Source organism: Streptomyces sp. NPDC002817 (assembly GCF_053592055.1).
This window is the reverse complement of the sequence record NZ_JBSFUY010000003.1, coordinates 107,744-122,367: the sequence shown is the minus strand read 5'-3', so window position 1 is coordinate 122,367 and position 14,624 is coordinate 107,744. Positions and strand designations below refer to the sequence as shown.

Sequence of the window (14,624 nt, the reverse complement as noted above, 5' to 3'; positions counted from 1 at the left end):
GAGCCGCGCAGGCGTGGTACGGCAGACGAGGCGGTGGAACTCGGTGTCCGTCAGGCCAGGTTCGGGCGTCCCGGGACAAGTGGCGTGCTGCCCTTGCCCGTTGATGACGAACATATGTGCTTGTGCTGTCTGTTCGAATCCGCATATTTTCTCGCGTCATGACCATGACGCGAAGAGCGATCATCAAGGGCATCGCCGCCGCACCGTTCGTCGGTGCCGCCGGAAGTGTCCTCGCCCCCACCGCAGCCCACGCCGCGACCATCAACGCCTCCCAGTACTCCCTGACCAGCCGGTCCTCCAACAGTCACGGCCAATTCGCGGTCCTGGCAGCCGGGTTGGAGGCCAGCCTGACCAAGGTCGACGCGACCGCCGTCATAGCCGGCGCCAACCGCAGCGCCGACGTGCTCAGCAGCGCACCCAGCACCTCCGAGGCCTTCCAGGCCGGTTTCAAGTGGGACACCGCGGACCAGGAGGTCGACTACTGGATACCCCAGGGGGTGACCACGAGCGCCGACGCCTACGGCAACGGGCTCTACCCCGAAGGCGGCAGCAACAAGGTCATCCTCGTCTCCTGGTACTTCGAGACCGACCCCGACAACGACGACGTGGACGAGTACAGCCTCGACAAGGGCATGCGGCTGACCTTCGTCGACTACAACAACCCCGCCGCGCCCAAGTACCGCCACGTCCTGCTCGTCGAACCGGTGCGGACCAGCACGGGGGCGTACTCCTTCAACCCCGTCCGCAAGCACGCCGGCGGCATCATGTGGTACGGCAACCTGTTGTACGTCGTGGACACCTTCAAGGGCCTGAGGATCTTCGACCTCGACACCCTCTTCACCGTCGCCACCGCGGAGAAGGACGTGTGCGGTCTGCACACCGACGGCCAGTACTACGGCTACGGCTACCAGTACGTCCTGCCGCAGAGCCACGCCTACGACAATGCCGGGACCTGGCTGCGCTACTCGGCGATCGGCCTCGACCGCGCCAGCTCCCCCGACAGCCTGGTGATCGGCGAGTACTCGCTCGCCGGCGTCGTCGACTACGAAGAGCCCGGTGACCCCTTCAACGGCTCGACCAAACCCACCAACACCGTGCCCAAGGTGGTCCGCTGGGAACTCGACTACACCGACCGGCACCCGGCCTCGCTGACCGCCACCGAGGCCGTCACCGTCGCCCAGGAGAAGATCCAGGGTGTCGTCTCCCGCAAGACCAAGCACTACCTCTCGGTGAGCGACGGTCCGTCGGGCGCGGGGGCCCTGCGTACGTTCACCTCCGGTGCGAACAGCGCGAGCACGGTCGCCGATCTCGCCGTCGGCTGCGAGGACCTCAGCTTCCACAGCAGCGGCGCGTCCGGCTGGTCGTACAGCGAGTCCGTGATCTGGAACGCCAGCGAGTACGTCAACAAGCGGTACGTGTACGCGGTCCGGGCCGACGGCTCCTGAACGCATGAGCAAAGGCCCCGGGAGATCCCGGGGCCTTTCGAGGTCGAGGAGTTCAGCGGGCGAGCAGCAGGTCGCCGTGGTGGACGCGGCCGCCGCGCACGGGACGTACCGCCGCGGCCTTGGTCTCCTCCTTGCGACCGGCGAAGACGAACAGACGCAGCACCAGGAACCGGCCGATCCCGGCGAGACCGGAGGCGCCGAGGTAGACCGCCTGCTCCCAGACCAGGCTCGGCGAGGACTGCACCGAGTGCAGGAGGAACATCGCGGCGCAGGTCACGACATAGGCCGCGGTCGCCGAACCGGCCGACTGGAGGTGGCGGCGCAGACCCGCGCGGCCGCCGGTGCCGAAGGTGAACAAGGCGTGCAGTTCGGTGCAGAGGATCGTCGACGCGACCGTGATCACCGCGTTCGCCGCCGCCCAGGGCATCAGCAGCGCCAGCAGCGGAACCGCCGCGCTGGACAGGACCCCGACACCGCCGCCGCACACCACGAACCGGACGAAGGAAGCGAGCGGGCCCACCTGCTTGGCCTCTGTGCGCTGCGTCTCCATGACGGTTCCTTCCGGGCGGGGCGCGAATCTGACGGACCACAGCTGACCCCGGACCGGCTTCAGTGGAGTTTCACCCCGGCTTCAGCCCGGATCAGCGTGGTTCTACGATCTCGTCGCGCGCCCTCCGGAACGAGGGTGTCCCCTACCGAACCCATGGTGGAGCCAGCCCCACCATCGCCCTGCGCCAGGCCCTACCCAGGAGCCGCGCCCACCGCTACGACCGCTGATCGCCGTCCTGGTCCCGGAGTTCCTCGATGTACTCCAGCGCCAGGCCCGTCGTCCGCGTGAACCAGTCGTTCAGTACGGCGATCTCGTCCGCGGAGTAGTCGGCGAAGAGGGTGTTCAGGCGGGCGTAGTAGGGGCCGTAGAGGGCCTCGACGCGAGCGACCGCGGCCGGGACGGCGGCGACGCGGACCCGGCGGCGGTCGTCGGGGTCGGGTCGGCGGGTGATGAAGCCGCCGCGTTCGAGGCGGTTGAGGATGCCGGTCATCGCGCCCGTCGTGACATGGGCGTGCTCCGCGAGGTCGCCCGCGGTGAGCAGGTCCTCGCCGGCCTTCAGGACACAGGCGAAGCAGAGGAGATCGGTGACGTTCAGGCCCAGCCGCTGGGCCATCTCCTGCTGGCCGAGCAGATGCGTCGCGATGAGGGAGTCCATCGACGACAGCGCCTGGGCCGGGGTGGTGGCGGGGCGGTGCTCGGCTTGCATCTACTGATTACCTTAGATCGTGAGAGGTTTCGGTGCTAAATTTCTTACGTCGTGAGATGTTCTGTTGCTGTGAGCGGGAGGCGAGAACGTGAGTGCGCACCAGTATGACGAGGGGCACACGGTCGCGGGGTGGACCGGATTCGCCGTGGCCATCGTCGGGTCGGCCGTTCTGGGACTCGGGATGATCATGGTGTCCGCCCCGGTGCTGGCGGGCGGGCTCGCCATCGCCGTGGTGAGCGTCCTCGTCACCTGGGCCCTGCACCTCACCGGCTGGGGCAAGCCGCCGGGGCGCCGGCCCCGGGCGGAGTGGGGGATGCGGGTGCGGGACAGCTCGGCGCGCGACGGGCATCCGGGGTGCGTGGGGTGCCGGCTGGCGGGTCGGGGTCGGGTTAGAGGTACGGCGGTGGAGTCGGTGCCCGAGCCGGGGGCGGGGTCGGTCGTGGTGACGGGGGAGCCGGAGCCCGCGGGGGCGGAGGCCGGTCGCTGACCTCTGTTTCCGCTGCTCACCGGCTGTTGTCAGTGCCGGCCTCTACTCTCGTCAGCGATGGCACAGGCATGGAAGTGCTCGGGGCTGCGGTGGGCGGCGGACGGTCCCGTGCTGACGTGGGAAGGCGGGCGGCGCAGTGCGCTGGCCTGGGGGAAACGGGTGGCCTTCGGGGTCGCGGACGGGGGTGTGCGGACATGCGTGGGAGCGCGGGGGCATGCGTGTCCGGTGCGGGCGGCCGTGTCGGGGCGGACCACGGGGGCGCGGTGCGAGGAGTGTGCGCGGCTGGACCGGGCGCACTCCGTCGCCGCCGACACCATCGCGGACGATCCACGGCCGTACCACGTCTATCTGGCCTGGTTCGGACCCGGCATGACCAAGGTCGGGATCACCGCCGAGGAACGGGGCTCCGCGCGGCTGCTCGAACAGGGTGCCGTCTGTTTCACCTGGCTGGGAGTCGGTCCGCTCATGGCGGCCCGGCGGACGGAGGAACTGCTGCGGGCCGCCCTGCGGGTGCCTGACCGCATTCCCTACGCCGACAAGCGGGCGGTGCGGTCCGGGCTGCCCGGCACCGAGGCGGAGCGGGCCGCCGAGATCCGCGAGCTGCATGCGCGGGCCGTGGGGCTGGGCGGGTGGCCGGAGTCGCTGCGGGCCGAGCCCTGCCAACCCGTCGACCATGTGCGGGTGTTCGGGCTGGCGGAGCTGCCGGCTCCCGTCGGTGTGGTGGCCGAGCTCGTCGCCGGGGGTGCGGTGGGCGGGCGGCTGGTCGCGGCCGCCGGGCCCGATCTGCATCTGGAGACCGGGGGTGGGGTGATCGTGCTGGACACGCGGTTGATGACGGGGTGGGGGCTGGTCCCCGTCGACGCCGAGGAACTTTCGGTGCCGGTGCGGGAGTTCAGGAGGGAGACAGGGGTGCAGGACGGATTGTTCTGACAGGCCTGGCAGTTCGGGCGGCCCGCTGGAGGCGGATGGTAAAGACTCGGATCCCTCCCGGATCCCTTTCGGCAAGGTGCCTGGACGCGGCGCCCAGCCGGGAACGACCGTGGATGACATGAGCGATCACCGCATTGCACCTGTCGTACCTGTCGCGCCCGTCGAGGCCGTCACCACCGTCTTTCCCGTCGCCGCCCACCAACCTCCGTACTACGCCGTCGTCTTCACCTACCTGCGCACCGAGGAGGACACCGGATACGGCGCCACCGCGGAGCGCATGGGCGAGCTGGTCCAGGAGGTCCCCGGCTTCCTCGGCGAGGACTCGGCCCGCACACCCGGCGGGCTGTCGATCACCATCGCCTACTTCCGGGACCTGGCAGGCATCGAGCAGTGGCGTCGGAACGCGGAGCACCGGGAGGCCAAGGAGCACGGGCGGGCGCACTGGTACGAGCGGTACTCACTGCACATCGCCAGGGTCGAGCACAGTCACGGCTTCCAGCGGGCCGATCGGTGAGACGTCCGGCCGCTGAGAAGGCAAGGAGCCTCCAGGGCGTTCCCTGAGAGGTCCCTGTGAGTTTCTCAGGAAAATCACAGGTTCTGGAAAGCGTGCTCTCAGAGGATCCAGACAGTGTGGCCACATGACCACGACCTCGCCCCAGGGGCGCACCGAACTGCTGAGGCCGGACGGGAGCCCCGTCCGAGTGCTTGTGGTGGACGACGAGCTGTCGATCACCGAACTGCTGTCCATGGCCCTGCGCTATGAGGGATGGCAGATCCGGAGTGCGGGAGATGGCACGGGTGCCATCCAGACCGCTCGGGAGTTCCGGCCCGACGCCGTCGTTCTCGACATGATGCTGCCCGACATGGACGGCCTGACCGTCCTGGGACGCATGCGCCGTGAGCTGCCGGACGTTCCCGTCCTCTTCCTCACCGCGAAGGACGCCGTCGAGGACCGGATCGCCGGGCTCACCGCCGGTGGCGACGACTACGTCACCAAGCCTTTCAGCCTCGAAGAGGTCGTCGCCCGGCTGCGCGGGCTGATCCGCCGCTCCGGTGCCGCCGACCGGCGCTCGGACTCCGTCCTGGTCGTCGGTGACCTCACCCTCGACGAGGACAGTCACGAGGTGTCGCGGGCCGGGGAGGGCATCCACCTCACCGCCACCGAGTTCGAGCTGCTGCGCTTCCTGATGCGCAACCCGCGGCGCGTGCTCAGCAAGGCGCAGATCCTCGACCGTGTGTGGTCCTACGACTTCGGCGGCCAGGCCAACGTGGTCGAGCTCTACATCTCGTACCTCCGTCGCAAGATCGACGCCGGTCGCGAGCCCATGATCCACACCCGGCGTGGTGCCGGCTACCTGATCAAGCCCGCCGCGTCATGAGCGGACGACGACGGCCGCGTACGCAGAAGAAGCGACTGGGCAAGCCGCGTACCCTGCGGGCGCGGCTCGTCGTCGCGTCCGTGGTGTTGATCGCGGTGGTGTGTGCGGTGATCGGCACGGTGACGACGCTGGCGCTGCGGTCGCATCTGTACGACCAGTTGGACACCAAGGTCGGCGAATCCGCGGCGCGGGCCGCCGGAGTGGGCGCCCCGCCCGGCCAGCAGGACAAGGGCGACGGCAACGCTCCGCCCGGTGGCACCACGAGCCTCGCCGACCTGGTCACCAAGGGGCCGCAGCAGGGTGGCATCGCGGCCAAGGTCCAGAACGGCGCCATCACCGATGCCAAGGTCGGTGAGAAGAACAACGACGACTTCGAGATGACCGACAAGGATCTGAGCGACGAGGCGATCGAGGCGCTCAACCAAGTCTCCCAGGACGGGGAGACTCACACCATCGACATTCCCGGCCTCGGTGAGTACCGCGTCAAGTACGCCTCCGGCACCAAGGGCAACTACTACGTCGCGTTGCCCACCGCGGAAGTCGACAACACCCTCAACACCCTCATCGCCGTAGAAGCCAGCGTCACCGCCGCCGGTCTCATCGCCGCCGGTATCGCCGGCACCGTCATCGTCGGCGTAGCCACCCGCCCCCTCCGCCGAGTCGCCGCGACAGCGACCCGGGTCTCCGAACTCCCCCTCCACACCGGCGAGGTGAACCTCAGCGAGCGGGTCCCGGAGTCGGAGTGCGACCCGAACACCGAGGTCGGCAAGGTGGGCGCCGCGCTGAACCGGATGCTTGACCACGTCCACGCCGCCCTGCACTCCCGTCAGCAGAGCGAGATGCGCGTACGGCAATTCGTCGCCGACGCCAGTCACGAGCTCAGAACCCCCCTCGCCTCCATCCGCGGCTACGCCGAGCTCACCAGACGCGGCAGAGAGCAGATCGGCCCCGACACCCGGCACGCCCTCGGCCGTATCGAGTCCGAGGCGGGCCGGATGACGTTGCTGGTCGAGGATCTCCTCCTGCTCGCACGGCTCGACGCCGGCCGGCCGCTCCAGTTCGAGCAGACCGACCTCATCCCGCTCGTCGTGGACACCATCAGCGACACCCGCGCGGCCGGCATGGACCACAACTGGCGCCTCGACCTGCCCGATGAACCCGCCCTCGTCTCCGGCGACGCCGCGCGTCTCCAGCAGGTGCTCATCAACCTGCTCGGCAACGCCCGCAAACACACGGAGCCCGGCACCACCATCACCGCCCGTATCCAGCGGCGCGGACCCTGGATGTGCGTGGACGTCGAGGACAACGGCCAGGGCATCCCGCCCGATCTGCTGCCGCATGTCTTCGAGCGGTTCGCGCGCGGTGACTCCTCGCGGTCCAGGGCTTCCGGGTCCACCGGGCTGGGGCTCGCCATCGTGCAGGCCGTGGTGACGGCGCACGGCGGTGCGGTGACCGTGGACAGCGTTCCGGGGCGGACCGCGTTCACCGTGCATCTGCCCGCGCTTGCCCCGGCGACCCCCCGCCCGGCCCCCGAAACGAATTGGCAATCGCACTCACAGGTACAGCACAGTGCCAGCACATGGGTGCAACAGGGCACTTGACCAGAGTCGTTGTCATGCGAACCGACTCTTCTCCCGGCAACCTGCCGGCGCGGGAGCACCTCCCGGCCGGAGACGCCGGTGCGCCTGTCCTGGACGTAGTGATCCCCGTCTACAACGAGGAGAAGGACCTCCAGCCGTGTGTGCTGAGACTGCACGAGCATCTCAAGCGCACCTTCCCGTACGCGTTCCGCATCACGATCGCGGACAACGCGTCGACGGACACCACCCCACAGGTGGCGTCACGGCTGGAGGCGGAGATCGCCGAGGTCAGCAACTTCCGCCTGGAGCAGAAGGGTCGCGGTCGCGCCCTGCGCACCGTGTGGTCCGCCTCGGACGCCCCGATCCTCGCCTACATGGACGTGGACCTGTCCACCGACCTCAACGCCCTTCTCCCGCTGGTGGCCCCGCTGATCTCGGGCCACTCCGACCTGGCGATCGGATCCCGGCTCGCCCGCTCCTCCCGGGTGGTGCGCGGCCCCAAGCGGGAGTTCATCAGCCGTTCGTACAACCTGATCCTGCGCGGCTCACTGCAAGCCCGTTTCTCGGACGCGCAGTGCGGCTTCAAGGCGATCCGGCGTGATGTCGCCCAGGTGCTGCTGCCGATGGTCGAGGACACCGGCTGGTTCTTCGACACCGAGATGCTCGTCATCGCCGAGCGCGCGGGGCTCCGTATCCATGAAGTGCCCGTCGACTGGGTCGACGACCCGGACTCCACCGTCCACATCGTGAAGACGGCGACCGAGGACCTCAAGGGGGTGTGGCGCGTGGGCAGGGCTCTGGCCACCGGATCCCTGCCGCTGGACCGGATCACCCGGCCGTTCGGCGACGATCCGCGTGACCGCGAGATCCAGGACGTACCGAAGGGGCTGGCCCGCCAGCTCGTCGGGTTCTGTGTGGTCGGCGGGCTGTCGACCCTCTTCTATCTGCTGCTCTACAGCGTCTTCCGGCAGTTCGGAGGCTCGCAGGTCGCCAACGCGCTCGCCCTGCTGGTCTCGGCCGTTGCCAATACGGCGGCCAACCGCCGGCTGACCTTCGGGGTGCGCGGCGGGGGTGGCGCCGTCAAGCACCAGGCCCAGGGCCTGGTCGTCTTCGGCATCGGCCTCGCGCTGACCAGTGGGTCCCTCGCCGCCCTCAACGCGGCCAGCAGCGACCCGGCGCACTCCACCGAGCTGGCGGTCCTCATCGCCGCCAACCTCGCGGCGACCGTGCTGCGCTTCCTGCTCTTCCGCGCCTGGGTCTTCCCCGAGCGTCGTGAGTCGATGGTGGTGGCCTCGCACCAGCCGGCCCCCACCCCCTCCTCGCCCACCTACTCCACGCAGTACCCCACCGGGCAGCTGCCCTACGCGCCGCTCCCGCAGCGCCCGACGGCGCCCCGGTACTCGTACGACACCCAGTTCCGCGCCGGTGAAGCCGCGGACCAGAGCTGGCGGGACGCCACCATGCAGCTTCAGCCGGTGCGCCCCTCCGACAACACCCCGGGGGACCCCCGATGACCATCACCAGTACGGCCGTCCAGGAGCCCTCGGCTTCCGCGGCCCCGCCCGCCCCTGAGGCCGGCGAGCCCAAGCAGCCCTTCGTCAGGAGACTGTGGCGCGGCCGCCCCGAGGACCCCCGCTGGGCACGCCCCGCGTTCTGGGGCCTGCTGCTGGTCACCGCGGCGCTCTACTTCTACAACCTGAGCTCCTCCGGCTACGCCAACTCCTTCTACTCCGCGGCCGTCCAGGCCGGCAGCCAGTCCTGGAAGGCGTTCTTCTTCGGCTCGCTGGACGCGGGCAACGCCATCACCGTCGACAAGCCCCCGGCCTCGCTGTGGCCGATGGCCCTGTCGGTGCGGGTCTTCGGGCTCAGCTCCTTCGCGATCCTGATGCCCGAGGTCCTCATGGGCATCGGCACGGTCGCCGTCGTCTACGCCTCCGTGCGCCGCCGCTTCAGCCCCGCGGCCGGTCTGATCGCGGGCGCCGTGCTCGCGCTCACCCCCGTCGCGGCGCTGATGTTCCGGTTCAACAACCCGGACGCCATGCTGGCCCTGCTGATGGCCGTGGCCTGCTACTTCGTGGTCCGCGCCCTGGAGGACGGCCGTACGAAGTGGCTGCTGTGGGCCGGTGCCGCGATCGGCTTCGCGTTCCTCGCCAAGACGCTCCAGGCCTTCCTGATCCTCCCGCCGCTCGCGATCGTCTACGCGGTCTGCGCGCCGGTGCCGGTGAAGAAGCGCTTCGGTCAGCTGGCCGCGGCGACGGCCGCGATCGTCGTCTCCGGCGGCTGGTGGGTCGCGATCGTCGAACTGTGGCCCGCGTCCTCCCGCCCCTACATCGGCGGCTCCCAGAACAACAGCTTCCTCGAGCTGACCTTCGGCTACAACGGCCTCGGCCGCCTCAACGGCGAGGAGACCGGCAGCGTCGGCGGCGGTGGCGGCAACACCGGCACCGGCCAGTGGGGCGAGACCGGCTGGGACCGGATGTTCAACTCCGAGATCGGCGGCCAGATCTCCTGGCTGCTCCCGGCCGCGCTGATCCTGCTGGTCGCGGGTCTGGTGGCGACGCGCAAGCTCAAGCGGACGTCCGTCACCCGCGGTTCGTTCCTCGTCTGGGGCGGCTCGCTGCTCATCACCATGGTCGTCTTCAGCTACATGGCGGGCATCTTCCACCAGTACTACACGGTCGCCCTCGCGCCCTACATGGCCGCCGTGATCGGCATGGGCTCGACCCTGCTGTGGGAGAAGCGCAAGGACATCTGGGCGTCCCTCACCCTCGCGGCCGCGGTCGTGGCCGGTGCCGCCTGGGGTTACGTCCTGCTCAACCGCACCTCGGACTACCTGCCCTGGCTGAAGTGGCTGGTCCTGATCGGCGGCCTGGTCTCCGCGCTCGGCCTGGTCTTCGCGGGCCGGATCAACCGGCAGCTCGCCCTCGCGGCGGCGTCGGTGGGCCTGGTGGCCTCGCTGGCCGGTCCGACGGCGTACACCATCAGCACGCTCCAGGAGGGCCACACCGGCTCCATCGTGACGGCCGGTCCCGCCGGCGCCAGCATGATGGGCGGCGGTGGCGGCCGGGGCGGCGGTCCCGGTGGCGGTACGGGCGGCGGCATGCCGGGCCAGAACCAGCAGAACGGCAACGGCAACACGCAGGGCCAGCAGGGCGGCAACGGCAACGGCTTCCCCGGTGGCGGCATGCCCGGCCAGAACGGCAACAGCAACGGCAACTCCCAGGGCGGCCAGAGCCAGCAGCAGGGCCAGGGCCGGCAGAACGGCGGCACGCCCGGCGGCACCACCGGCGAAGGCGGCGGCATGGGTGGCGGCGGCGGTGTCGGCGGCCTCCTCAACGGCGCGACCGTCACTGACGAGGCCAAGAAGCTGCTGGACGCCGACGCCGACAAGTACACCTGGGTCGCGGCGGCCATCGGCGCCCAGAACGCGGCGAGCTACCAGCTCTCCACCGGCGACCCGGTCATGGCGATCGGCGGCTTCAACGGCACCGACCCGTCCCCGACGCTGGCGCAGTTCAAGGAGTACGTGGCGGACGGCAAGGTCCACTACTTCATCTCCAGCGGCTCCGGCGGTGGCATGGGCGGCAGCAGCAGCGGCACGTCCTCGCAGATCACGAGCTGGGTCGAGGCCAACTTCAAGAAGGTGACAGTGGGTTCGTCCACCTTCTACGACCTGACGCAGAAGGCGAGCAGCAGCGACAGCTGACGCTCGGTTGAGACAAGAGGGCGGTGACCATCCACGGTCACCGCCCTCCTTGCCGTACGGCGACTGTGTGGCAACCGTGCGGCGACCGTGCGGCGAGAAATCGCGTTGTACGCCGTATAGGAACCGTTCTACGGTGTACAACATGTCCGCTCCCGCACCCGTCACCGTCTCCCAGGGCCACCCCCAGCGCTGGCTCATCCTCGGCGTCATCTGTCTCGCCCAGCTCACCGTCGTCCTCGACAACACGGTCCTGAACGTCGCGATCCCCTCCCTCACCGAGGAACTGGGCGCGGCCACCTCGGACATCCAGTGGATGATCAACGCGTACTCCCTGGTGCAGTCCGGCCTCCTGCTCACCGCGGGCAGCGCCGCCGACCGCTACGGCCGCAAGAAGATGCTGATCGCGGGCCTGACCCTGTTCGGCGCCGGTTCGCTGACGGCCGGACTGGCCGACAGCACGGGCCAGTTGATCGCCGCGCGGGCCGGGATGGGCGTCGGCGGCGCGCTGCTGCTGACCACGACCCTCGCGGTGGTGATGCAGATCTTCGCGCCCGAGGAGCACGCCAAGGCGATCGGCATCTGGGCGGCGGTCAACGCGCTCGGTTTCGCCTGCGGCCCGCTGCTCGGCGGCTTCATGCTGGACCACTTCTGGTGGGGCGCGATCTTCCTGATCAACCTCCCGGTCGCGGCGGTCGGTCTCGTGGCCGCCATCACCCTGGTCCCCGAGTCCAAGAACCCGCGCGGCGACCGCCCCGACCTCCTCGGCGCCCTCCTGTCGACCATCGGCATGGCCTCCCTGGTGTTCGCGATCATCTCCGGCCCCGAACACGGCTGGACGTCCGGCCGGGTGCTGACGTCGGCGGCGGTAGCGGTCGTGGTGCTCGCCGGGTTCGCGTACTGGGAGAGCCGCATCGAGTACCCCATGCTCGACCTGCACTTCTTCCGGAACCGCCGCTTCACCGGCGCCATCGCGGGCGCGGTGCTGATCACCTTCGGCATGGGCGGCTCGCTCTTCCTGCTCACCCAGCACATGCAGTTCGTCCTCGGCTACGGCCCCTTGGAGGCCGGTCTGCGCACGGCCCCGCTCGCCCTCACCATCGTGGCCCTCAACTTCTCCGGGGTGGCCGCCAAGTGGGCGACCAGGCTGGGGAATCCGGCCGCGATCGGGCTGGGCATGGTGCTGATGTCGGGCGGCCTGGTGTCCATCGCGACGGTTGCCTCCGGTGGTTACACCGGAACGCTGCTGGGACTGCTGCTGATCGGTGCGGGCGCCGCGGTCGCCAATCCGGCGATGGCGCACGCGATCATGAGCTCCATTCCGCCGGAGAAGGCGGGTATCGGGGCGGGGATCAACGGGACGGTGGCGGAGTTCGGACAGGGGCTGGGGGTGGCGGTGCTGGGCGCGGTGCTGAGCTCCCGGTTCGCGGCGCTGATTCCGGTGGCGGCGAGTTCTCTGCCGGCGGCGTTGGCGGCGGCGGGGTCGGATGCCGAGAAGGCGCGTATCACGGACGCCTACTCCTCGGGGCTGGAGACCAGTTTGTTGGTGGGAGCGGTGGCTGTGCTGTTGGGTGGGTTGGTCGCGGGGGCGTTGCTGCGGCGGGCTGAGCGGGAAGAGGTCCCTAAGAGCTCGGGGGCGGGGCGCCTAAGCTGATCCACAATTGCAAGACCAGGAAGGTGCGCCATGGTGAAGGCAGGCCATCGTGCGGAGCGGACCAGCGTGTGGCTGGAGGACAAGGCTCGGCGTGGCACCCGTGGTGGTGGGCACCCCTCCGGGCTCGACCGTGAGCGCATCACCACGGTCACCGTCCGGCTCCTGGACGCCGAGGGACTGGCCAAGTTCTCCATGCGGCGGCTTGCGAGCGAGCTCAACGTCACCGCGATGTCCGTCTATTGGTACGTCGACACCAAGGACGACCTCCTCGAACTCGCCCTCGACGCGGTCTGCGGCGAACTGACCCTGCCCGACCTGGAGGCCGACGAGGACTGGCGCGACCAACTGCGCACGCTGGCCCGCGGCTACCGCGCCCTCCTGGTCGGCCACCCCTGGGTCTCCCCGCTGAGCGGGACCTTCCTCAACATCGGCCCCCACTACCTGGAGTTCGCCCGGGTCATCCAGCACGTCATCCGCCGCACCGGCCTGCCCGCCCACGGCCTGGCCGCCGCCATCTCCGCGGTCTTCCAGTTCGTGTACGGCTTCGGCACGATCGAGGGCCACTTCATCGCCCGCTCCACCGACGTCGGCATGACCCCGGACGAGTACTTCCGGCACGCCATGAGCACAGTGACCCAGGCCCCGGTGGCCGCCGAGGTCGTCAAGCAGTCCGAGGACATCATGGCGGCCCGAGGCGGCGACACGGTCGAGGAAATGTGGGAACGGGACTTCGACTTCGCCCTGGACCTCTTGGTCGCGGGAATCGAGGCGATGGTGAAAAGGGCGGGTGACTGAACCCACCCAAGGGGCGCGGGGAACTGCGCGACCAGCCACAACGGATCCGCACCCGCGACGAGACCGAACCCCCCGAGCTCTCACGCGCCCGGCGAAGCCAACCGCGCCGGAAACCCGCCGGTGGCAACCGGCCCCCACGTCACCGGCGTGACCCGAATGATCGACTTCCCCTGCTTCACCATCGCCTCCCGGTACTCGTCCCAGTCCGGGTGCTCGCCCGAGATGTTCCGGAAGTACTCCACGAGCGGCTCGACGGACTCGGGCGAGTCGATGACCTCCGCGAGGCCATCGACCTGCACCCACGGCCCGTTCCAGTCGTCGCTCAGCACGACGACACTGACCCGCTCGTCCCGCTTGGCGTTCCGCGTCTTGGCCCGCTCGGGATAGGTGGACATCACGATCCGCCCCGAGTCGTCGACCCCGCAGGTCAGCGGTGACGCCTGCGGGCTCCCATCGGCCCGGCGGGTCAGCAGAAGGGCCCGGTGCCGGGGCCGTACGAAGTCCAGCAGGTCATCAAGAGAGACGGTGGTGTTCGTCGCGATGTTCGGTGCCATGGCGCCAGCCTAGGCCTGCGGCAGTGAATCCCCCTGTACCGCCTGAACATCCAACTCCACTTTCAGCGTCGTACCGATCGCCGTGATCCCGGCCTGCACCACCTGGTTGTAGTTCATGGCGAAGTCCTCGCGCCGCAGCTGAGCCGTGGCCCGGAAGGCCGCCCGAGTCCCGCCCCACGGATCGGCACCCGTCCCCAGATACGCGAGGTCGAGGTCGACGGGCCGTACGACCCCGTGCAGCGACAGCTCACCGTGCACCGTCCAGCGGTCCGACCCCGCCACGGAAAGCCCCGAAGACCGGTACGTGATCTCGGGAAACCGTTCGACGTCCAGGAAGTCCGCCGACTTCAGATGCCCGTCCCGCATCGCGTTCCCCGTGTCGATGGAGCCGGCCCGGATCACCGCCTCCACCCGGGACTTGGTGACGTCGTCCGGTGCGACCTCGATCGACGCGGCGAACTCGGTGAACCGCCCGTGCACGCTGGAGATCCCCAGATGCTGGGCCACCGCGCCCACCGTGGAGTGCGCCGGGTCCACGGTCCACGGCCCCGGCGGCGGCAGCTCGGTCCCGCCCTGCCGCGCCAGCGTCACCGTGCCGACCTCGGCGCGACCGCTCGCGGTGACGATCGCACTGGCGGCGGCGGGCGCGTATCCGACGGCGGTGACGATGACGGTGTACGCCCCGGGCGGCAGCGGGTTGACATCCCGTACCGCGCCCTCGATGTCGGCCTCGACACGCAGCACCTGCGCGCCGGTCATGTCGGTCAGCGTGACGACCGCGTGCGACACGGCCCATCCGTCCCGCGTACGGATCCTCGCGGTCAGTCCCATCTCACGTACT

At 69.7% G+C, this 14,624-nt stretch carries 14 protein-coding genes; 10 read left to right on the top strand and 4 right to left on the bottom strand.

Annotated features, from left to right (window positions below; genetic code table 11):
* Positions 1-164: 164 nt before the first annotated feature.
* Complete coding sequence (locus ACWD3I_RS06540; RefSeq protein ID WP_451084040.1) at positions 165-1,445, top strand: hypothetical protein; 1,281 nt, start codon at positions 165-167, stop codon at positions 1,443-1,445.
* Between the two features lie 52 nt (positions 1,446-1,497).
* Here the strand turns inward: ACWD3I_RS06540 and ACWD3I_RS06535 are convergent, their stop codons facing one another.
* Both ACWD3I_RS06535 and ACWD3I_RS06530 read right to left on the bottom strand, forming a co-directional pair.
* The gene (locus tag ACWD3I_RS06535; protein ID WP_365394785.1) at positions 1,498-1,995 is read right to left on the bottom strand and encodes a GtrA domain-containing protein; all 498 of its coding nucleotides are present in this window, start codon (positions 1,993-1,995) and stop codon (positions 1,498-1,500) included.
* A 214-nt stretch (positions 1,996-2,209) separates the two neighbouring features.
* Positions 2,210-2,701 (bottom strand): MarR family transcriptional regulator, encoded by a 492-nt coding sequence (locus tag ACWD3I_RS06530; protein WP_365394787.1) that lies wholly within the window; start codon positions 2,699-2,701, stop codon positions 2,210-2,212.
* A gap of 88 nt (positions 2,702-2,789) precedes the next feature.
* On the opposite strand from ACWD3I_RS06530, the gene ACWD3I_RS06525 reads away from it, so the two are divergent.
* The 9 genes from ACWD3I_RS06525 to ACWD3I_RS06485 all read left to right on the top strand — a co-directional run bounded on the left by ACWD3I_RS06525 (position 2,790) and on the right by ACWD3I_RS06485 (position 13,229).
* The gene (locus ACWD3I_RS06525; protein ID WP_365394788.1) at positions 2,790-3,188 is read left to right on the top strand and encodes an HGxxPAAW family protein; all 399 of its coding nucleotides are present in this window, start codon (positions 2,790-2,792) and stop codon (positions 3,186-3,188) included.
* Between the two features lie 57 nt (positions 3,189-3,245).
* On the top strand, positions 3,246-4,118 hold the full coding sequence (locus ACWD3I_RS06520) for a DUF2797 domain-containing protein (RefSeq protein ID WP_365394790.1): 873 nt from the start codon (positions 3,246-3,248) through the stop codon (positions 4,116-4,118).
* Positions 4,119-4,236: 118 nt separating this feature from the next.
* Positions 4,237-4,632, top strand: a complete 396-nt coding sequence (locus tag ACWD3I_RS06515) for an antibiotic biosynthesis monooxygenase family protein (RefSeq protein WP_365394792.1) — start codon at positions 4,237-4,239, stop codon at positions 4,630-4,632.
* A gap of 124 nt (positions 4,633-4,756) precedes the next feature.
* Positions 4,757-5,497 (top strand): response regulator transcription factor, encoded by a 741-nt coding sequence (locus ACWD3I_RS06510; protein WP_019054929.1) that lies wholly within the window; start codon positions 4,757-4,759, stop codon positions 5,495-5,497.
* Positions 5,494-7,098, top strand: coding sequence for a HAMP domain-containing sensor histidine kinase (locus ACWD3I_RS06505; protein WP_365394795.1), 1,605 nt, complete (start codon positions 5,494-5,496; stop codon positions 7,096-7,098). Before ACWD3I_RS06510 ends, ACWD3I_RS06505 begins: the two co-directional genes overlap by 4 nt.
* Before the next feature lie 14 nt (positions 7,099-7,112).
* Positions 7,113-8,591 carry a bifunctional glycosyltransferase family 2/GtrA family protein gene (locus tag ACWD3I_RS06500; RefSeq protein WP_365394797.1) on the top strand — a complete coding sequence of 493 codons (1,479 nt, stop codon included), beginning with the start codon at positions 7,113-7,115 and terminating at the stop codon, positions 8,589-8,591.
* A complete protein-coding gene (locus ACWD3I_RS06495) occupies positions 8,588-10,783 on the top strand; it encodes an ArnT family glycosyltransferase (RefSeq protein ID WP_365394798.1) in 2,196 nt (731 codons plus the stop codon). Before ACWD3I_RS06500 ends, ACWD3I_RS06495 begins: the two co-directional genes overlap by 4 nt.
* Positions 10,784-10,925: 142 nt before the next feature.
* Complete coding sequence (locus ACWD3I_RS06490) at positions 10,926-12,434, top strand: MFS transporter (RefSeq protein ID WP_365394799.1); 1,509 nt, start codon at positions 10,926-10,928, stop codon at positions 12,432-12,434.
* A 30-nt stretch (positions 12,435-12,464) separates the two neighbouring features.
* Positions 12,465-13,229, top strand: a complete 765-nt coding sequence (locus ACWD3I_RS06485; RefSeq protein WP_365394801.1) for a TetR/AcrR family transcriptional regulator — start codon at positions 12,465-12,467, stop codon at positions 13,227-13,229.
* Between the two features lie 80 nt (positions 13,230-13,309).
* Here ACWD3I_RS06485 and ACWD3I_RS06480 read toward each other — a convergent pair whose 3' ends face one another.
* The gene (locus tag ACWD3I_RS06480; protein ID WP_365394803.1) at positions 13,310-13,783 is read right to left on the bottom strand and encodes a PPOX class F420-dependent oxidoreductase; all 474 of its coding nucleotides are present in this window, start codon (positions 13,781-13,783) and stop codon (positions 13,310-13,312) included.
* Between the two features lie 9 nt (positions 13,784-13,792).
* Positions 13,793-14,614 carry a YceI family protein gene (locus tag ACWD3I_RS06475; RefSeq protein ID WP_365394805.1) on the bottom strand — a complete coding sequence of 274 codons (822 nt, stop codon included), beginning with the start codon at positions 14,612-14,614 and terminating at the stop codon, positions 13,793-13,795.
* Positions 14,615-14,624: the final 10 nt, after the last annotated feature.

Bases quoted from the DNA above. Each gene is read 5' to 3' on its own strand.
- ACWD3I_RS06540 (WP_451084040.1), top strand. From the start codon at position 165: ATGACGCGAAGAGCGATCATCAAGGGCATCGCCGCCGCACCGTTCGTC.
- ACWD3I_RS06535 (WP_365394785.1), bottom strand. From the start codon at position 1,995: ATGGAGACGCAGCGCACAGAGGCCAAGCAGGTGGGCCCGCTCGCTTCC.
- ACWD3I_RS06530 (WP_365394787.1), bottom strand. From the start codon at position 2,701: ATGCAAGCCGAGCACCGCCCCGCCACCACCCCGGCCCAGGCGCTGTCG.
- ACWD3I_RS06520 (WP_365394790.1), top strand. From the start codon at position 3,246: ATGGCACAGGCATGGAAGTGCTCGGGGCTGCGGTGGGCGGCGGACGGT.
- ACWD3I_RS06515 (WP_365394792.1), top strand. From the start codon at position 4,237: ATGAGCGATCACCGCATTGCACCTGTCGTACCTGTCGCGCCCGTCGAG.
- ACWD3I_RS06510 (WP_019054929.1), top strand. From the start codon at position 4,757: ATGACCACGACCTCGCCCCAGGGGCGCACCGAACTGCTGAGGCCGGAC.
- ACWD3I_RS06505 (WP_365394795.1), top strand. From the start codon at position 5,494: ATGAGCGGACGACGACGGCCGCGTACGCAGAAGAAGCGACTGGGCAAG.
- ACWD3I_RS06500 (WP_365394797.1), top strand. From the start codon at position 7,113: ATGCGAACCGACTCTTCTCCCGGCAACCTGCCGGCGCGGGAGCACCTC.
- ACWD3I_RS06495 (WP_365394798.1), top strand. From the start codon at position 8,588: ATGACCATCACCAGTACGGCCGTCCAGGAGCCCTCGGCTTCCGCGGCC.
- ACWD3I_RS06490 (WP_365394799.1), top strand. From the start codon at position 10,926: ATGTCCGCTCCCGCACCCGTCACCGTCTCCCAGGGCCACCCCCAGCGC.
- ACWD3I_RS06485 (WP_365394801.1), top strand. From the start codon at position 12,465: ATGGTGAAGGCAGGCCATCGTGCGGAGCGGACCAGCGTGTGGCTGGAG.
- ACWD3I_RS06480 (WP_365394803.1), bottom strand. From the start codon at position 13,783: ATGGCACCGAACATCGCGACGAACACCACCGTCTCTCTTGATGACCTG.
- ACWD3I_RS06475 (WP_365394805.1), bottom strand. From the start codon at position 14,614: ATGGGACTGACCGCGAGGATCCGTACGCGGGACGGATGGGCCGTGTCG.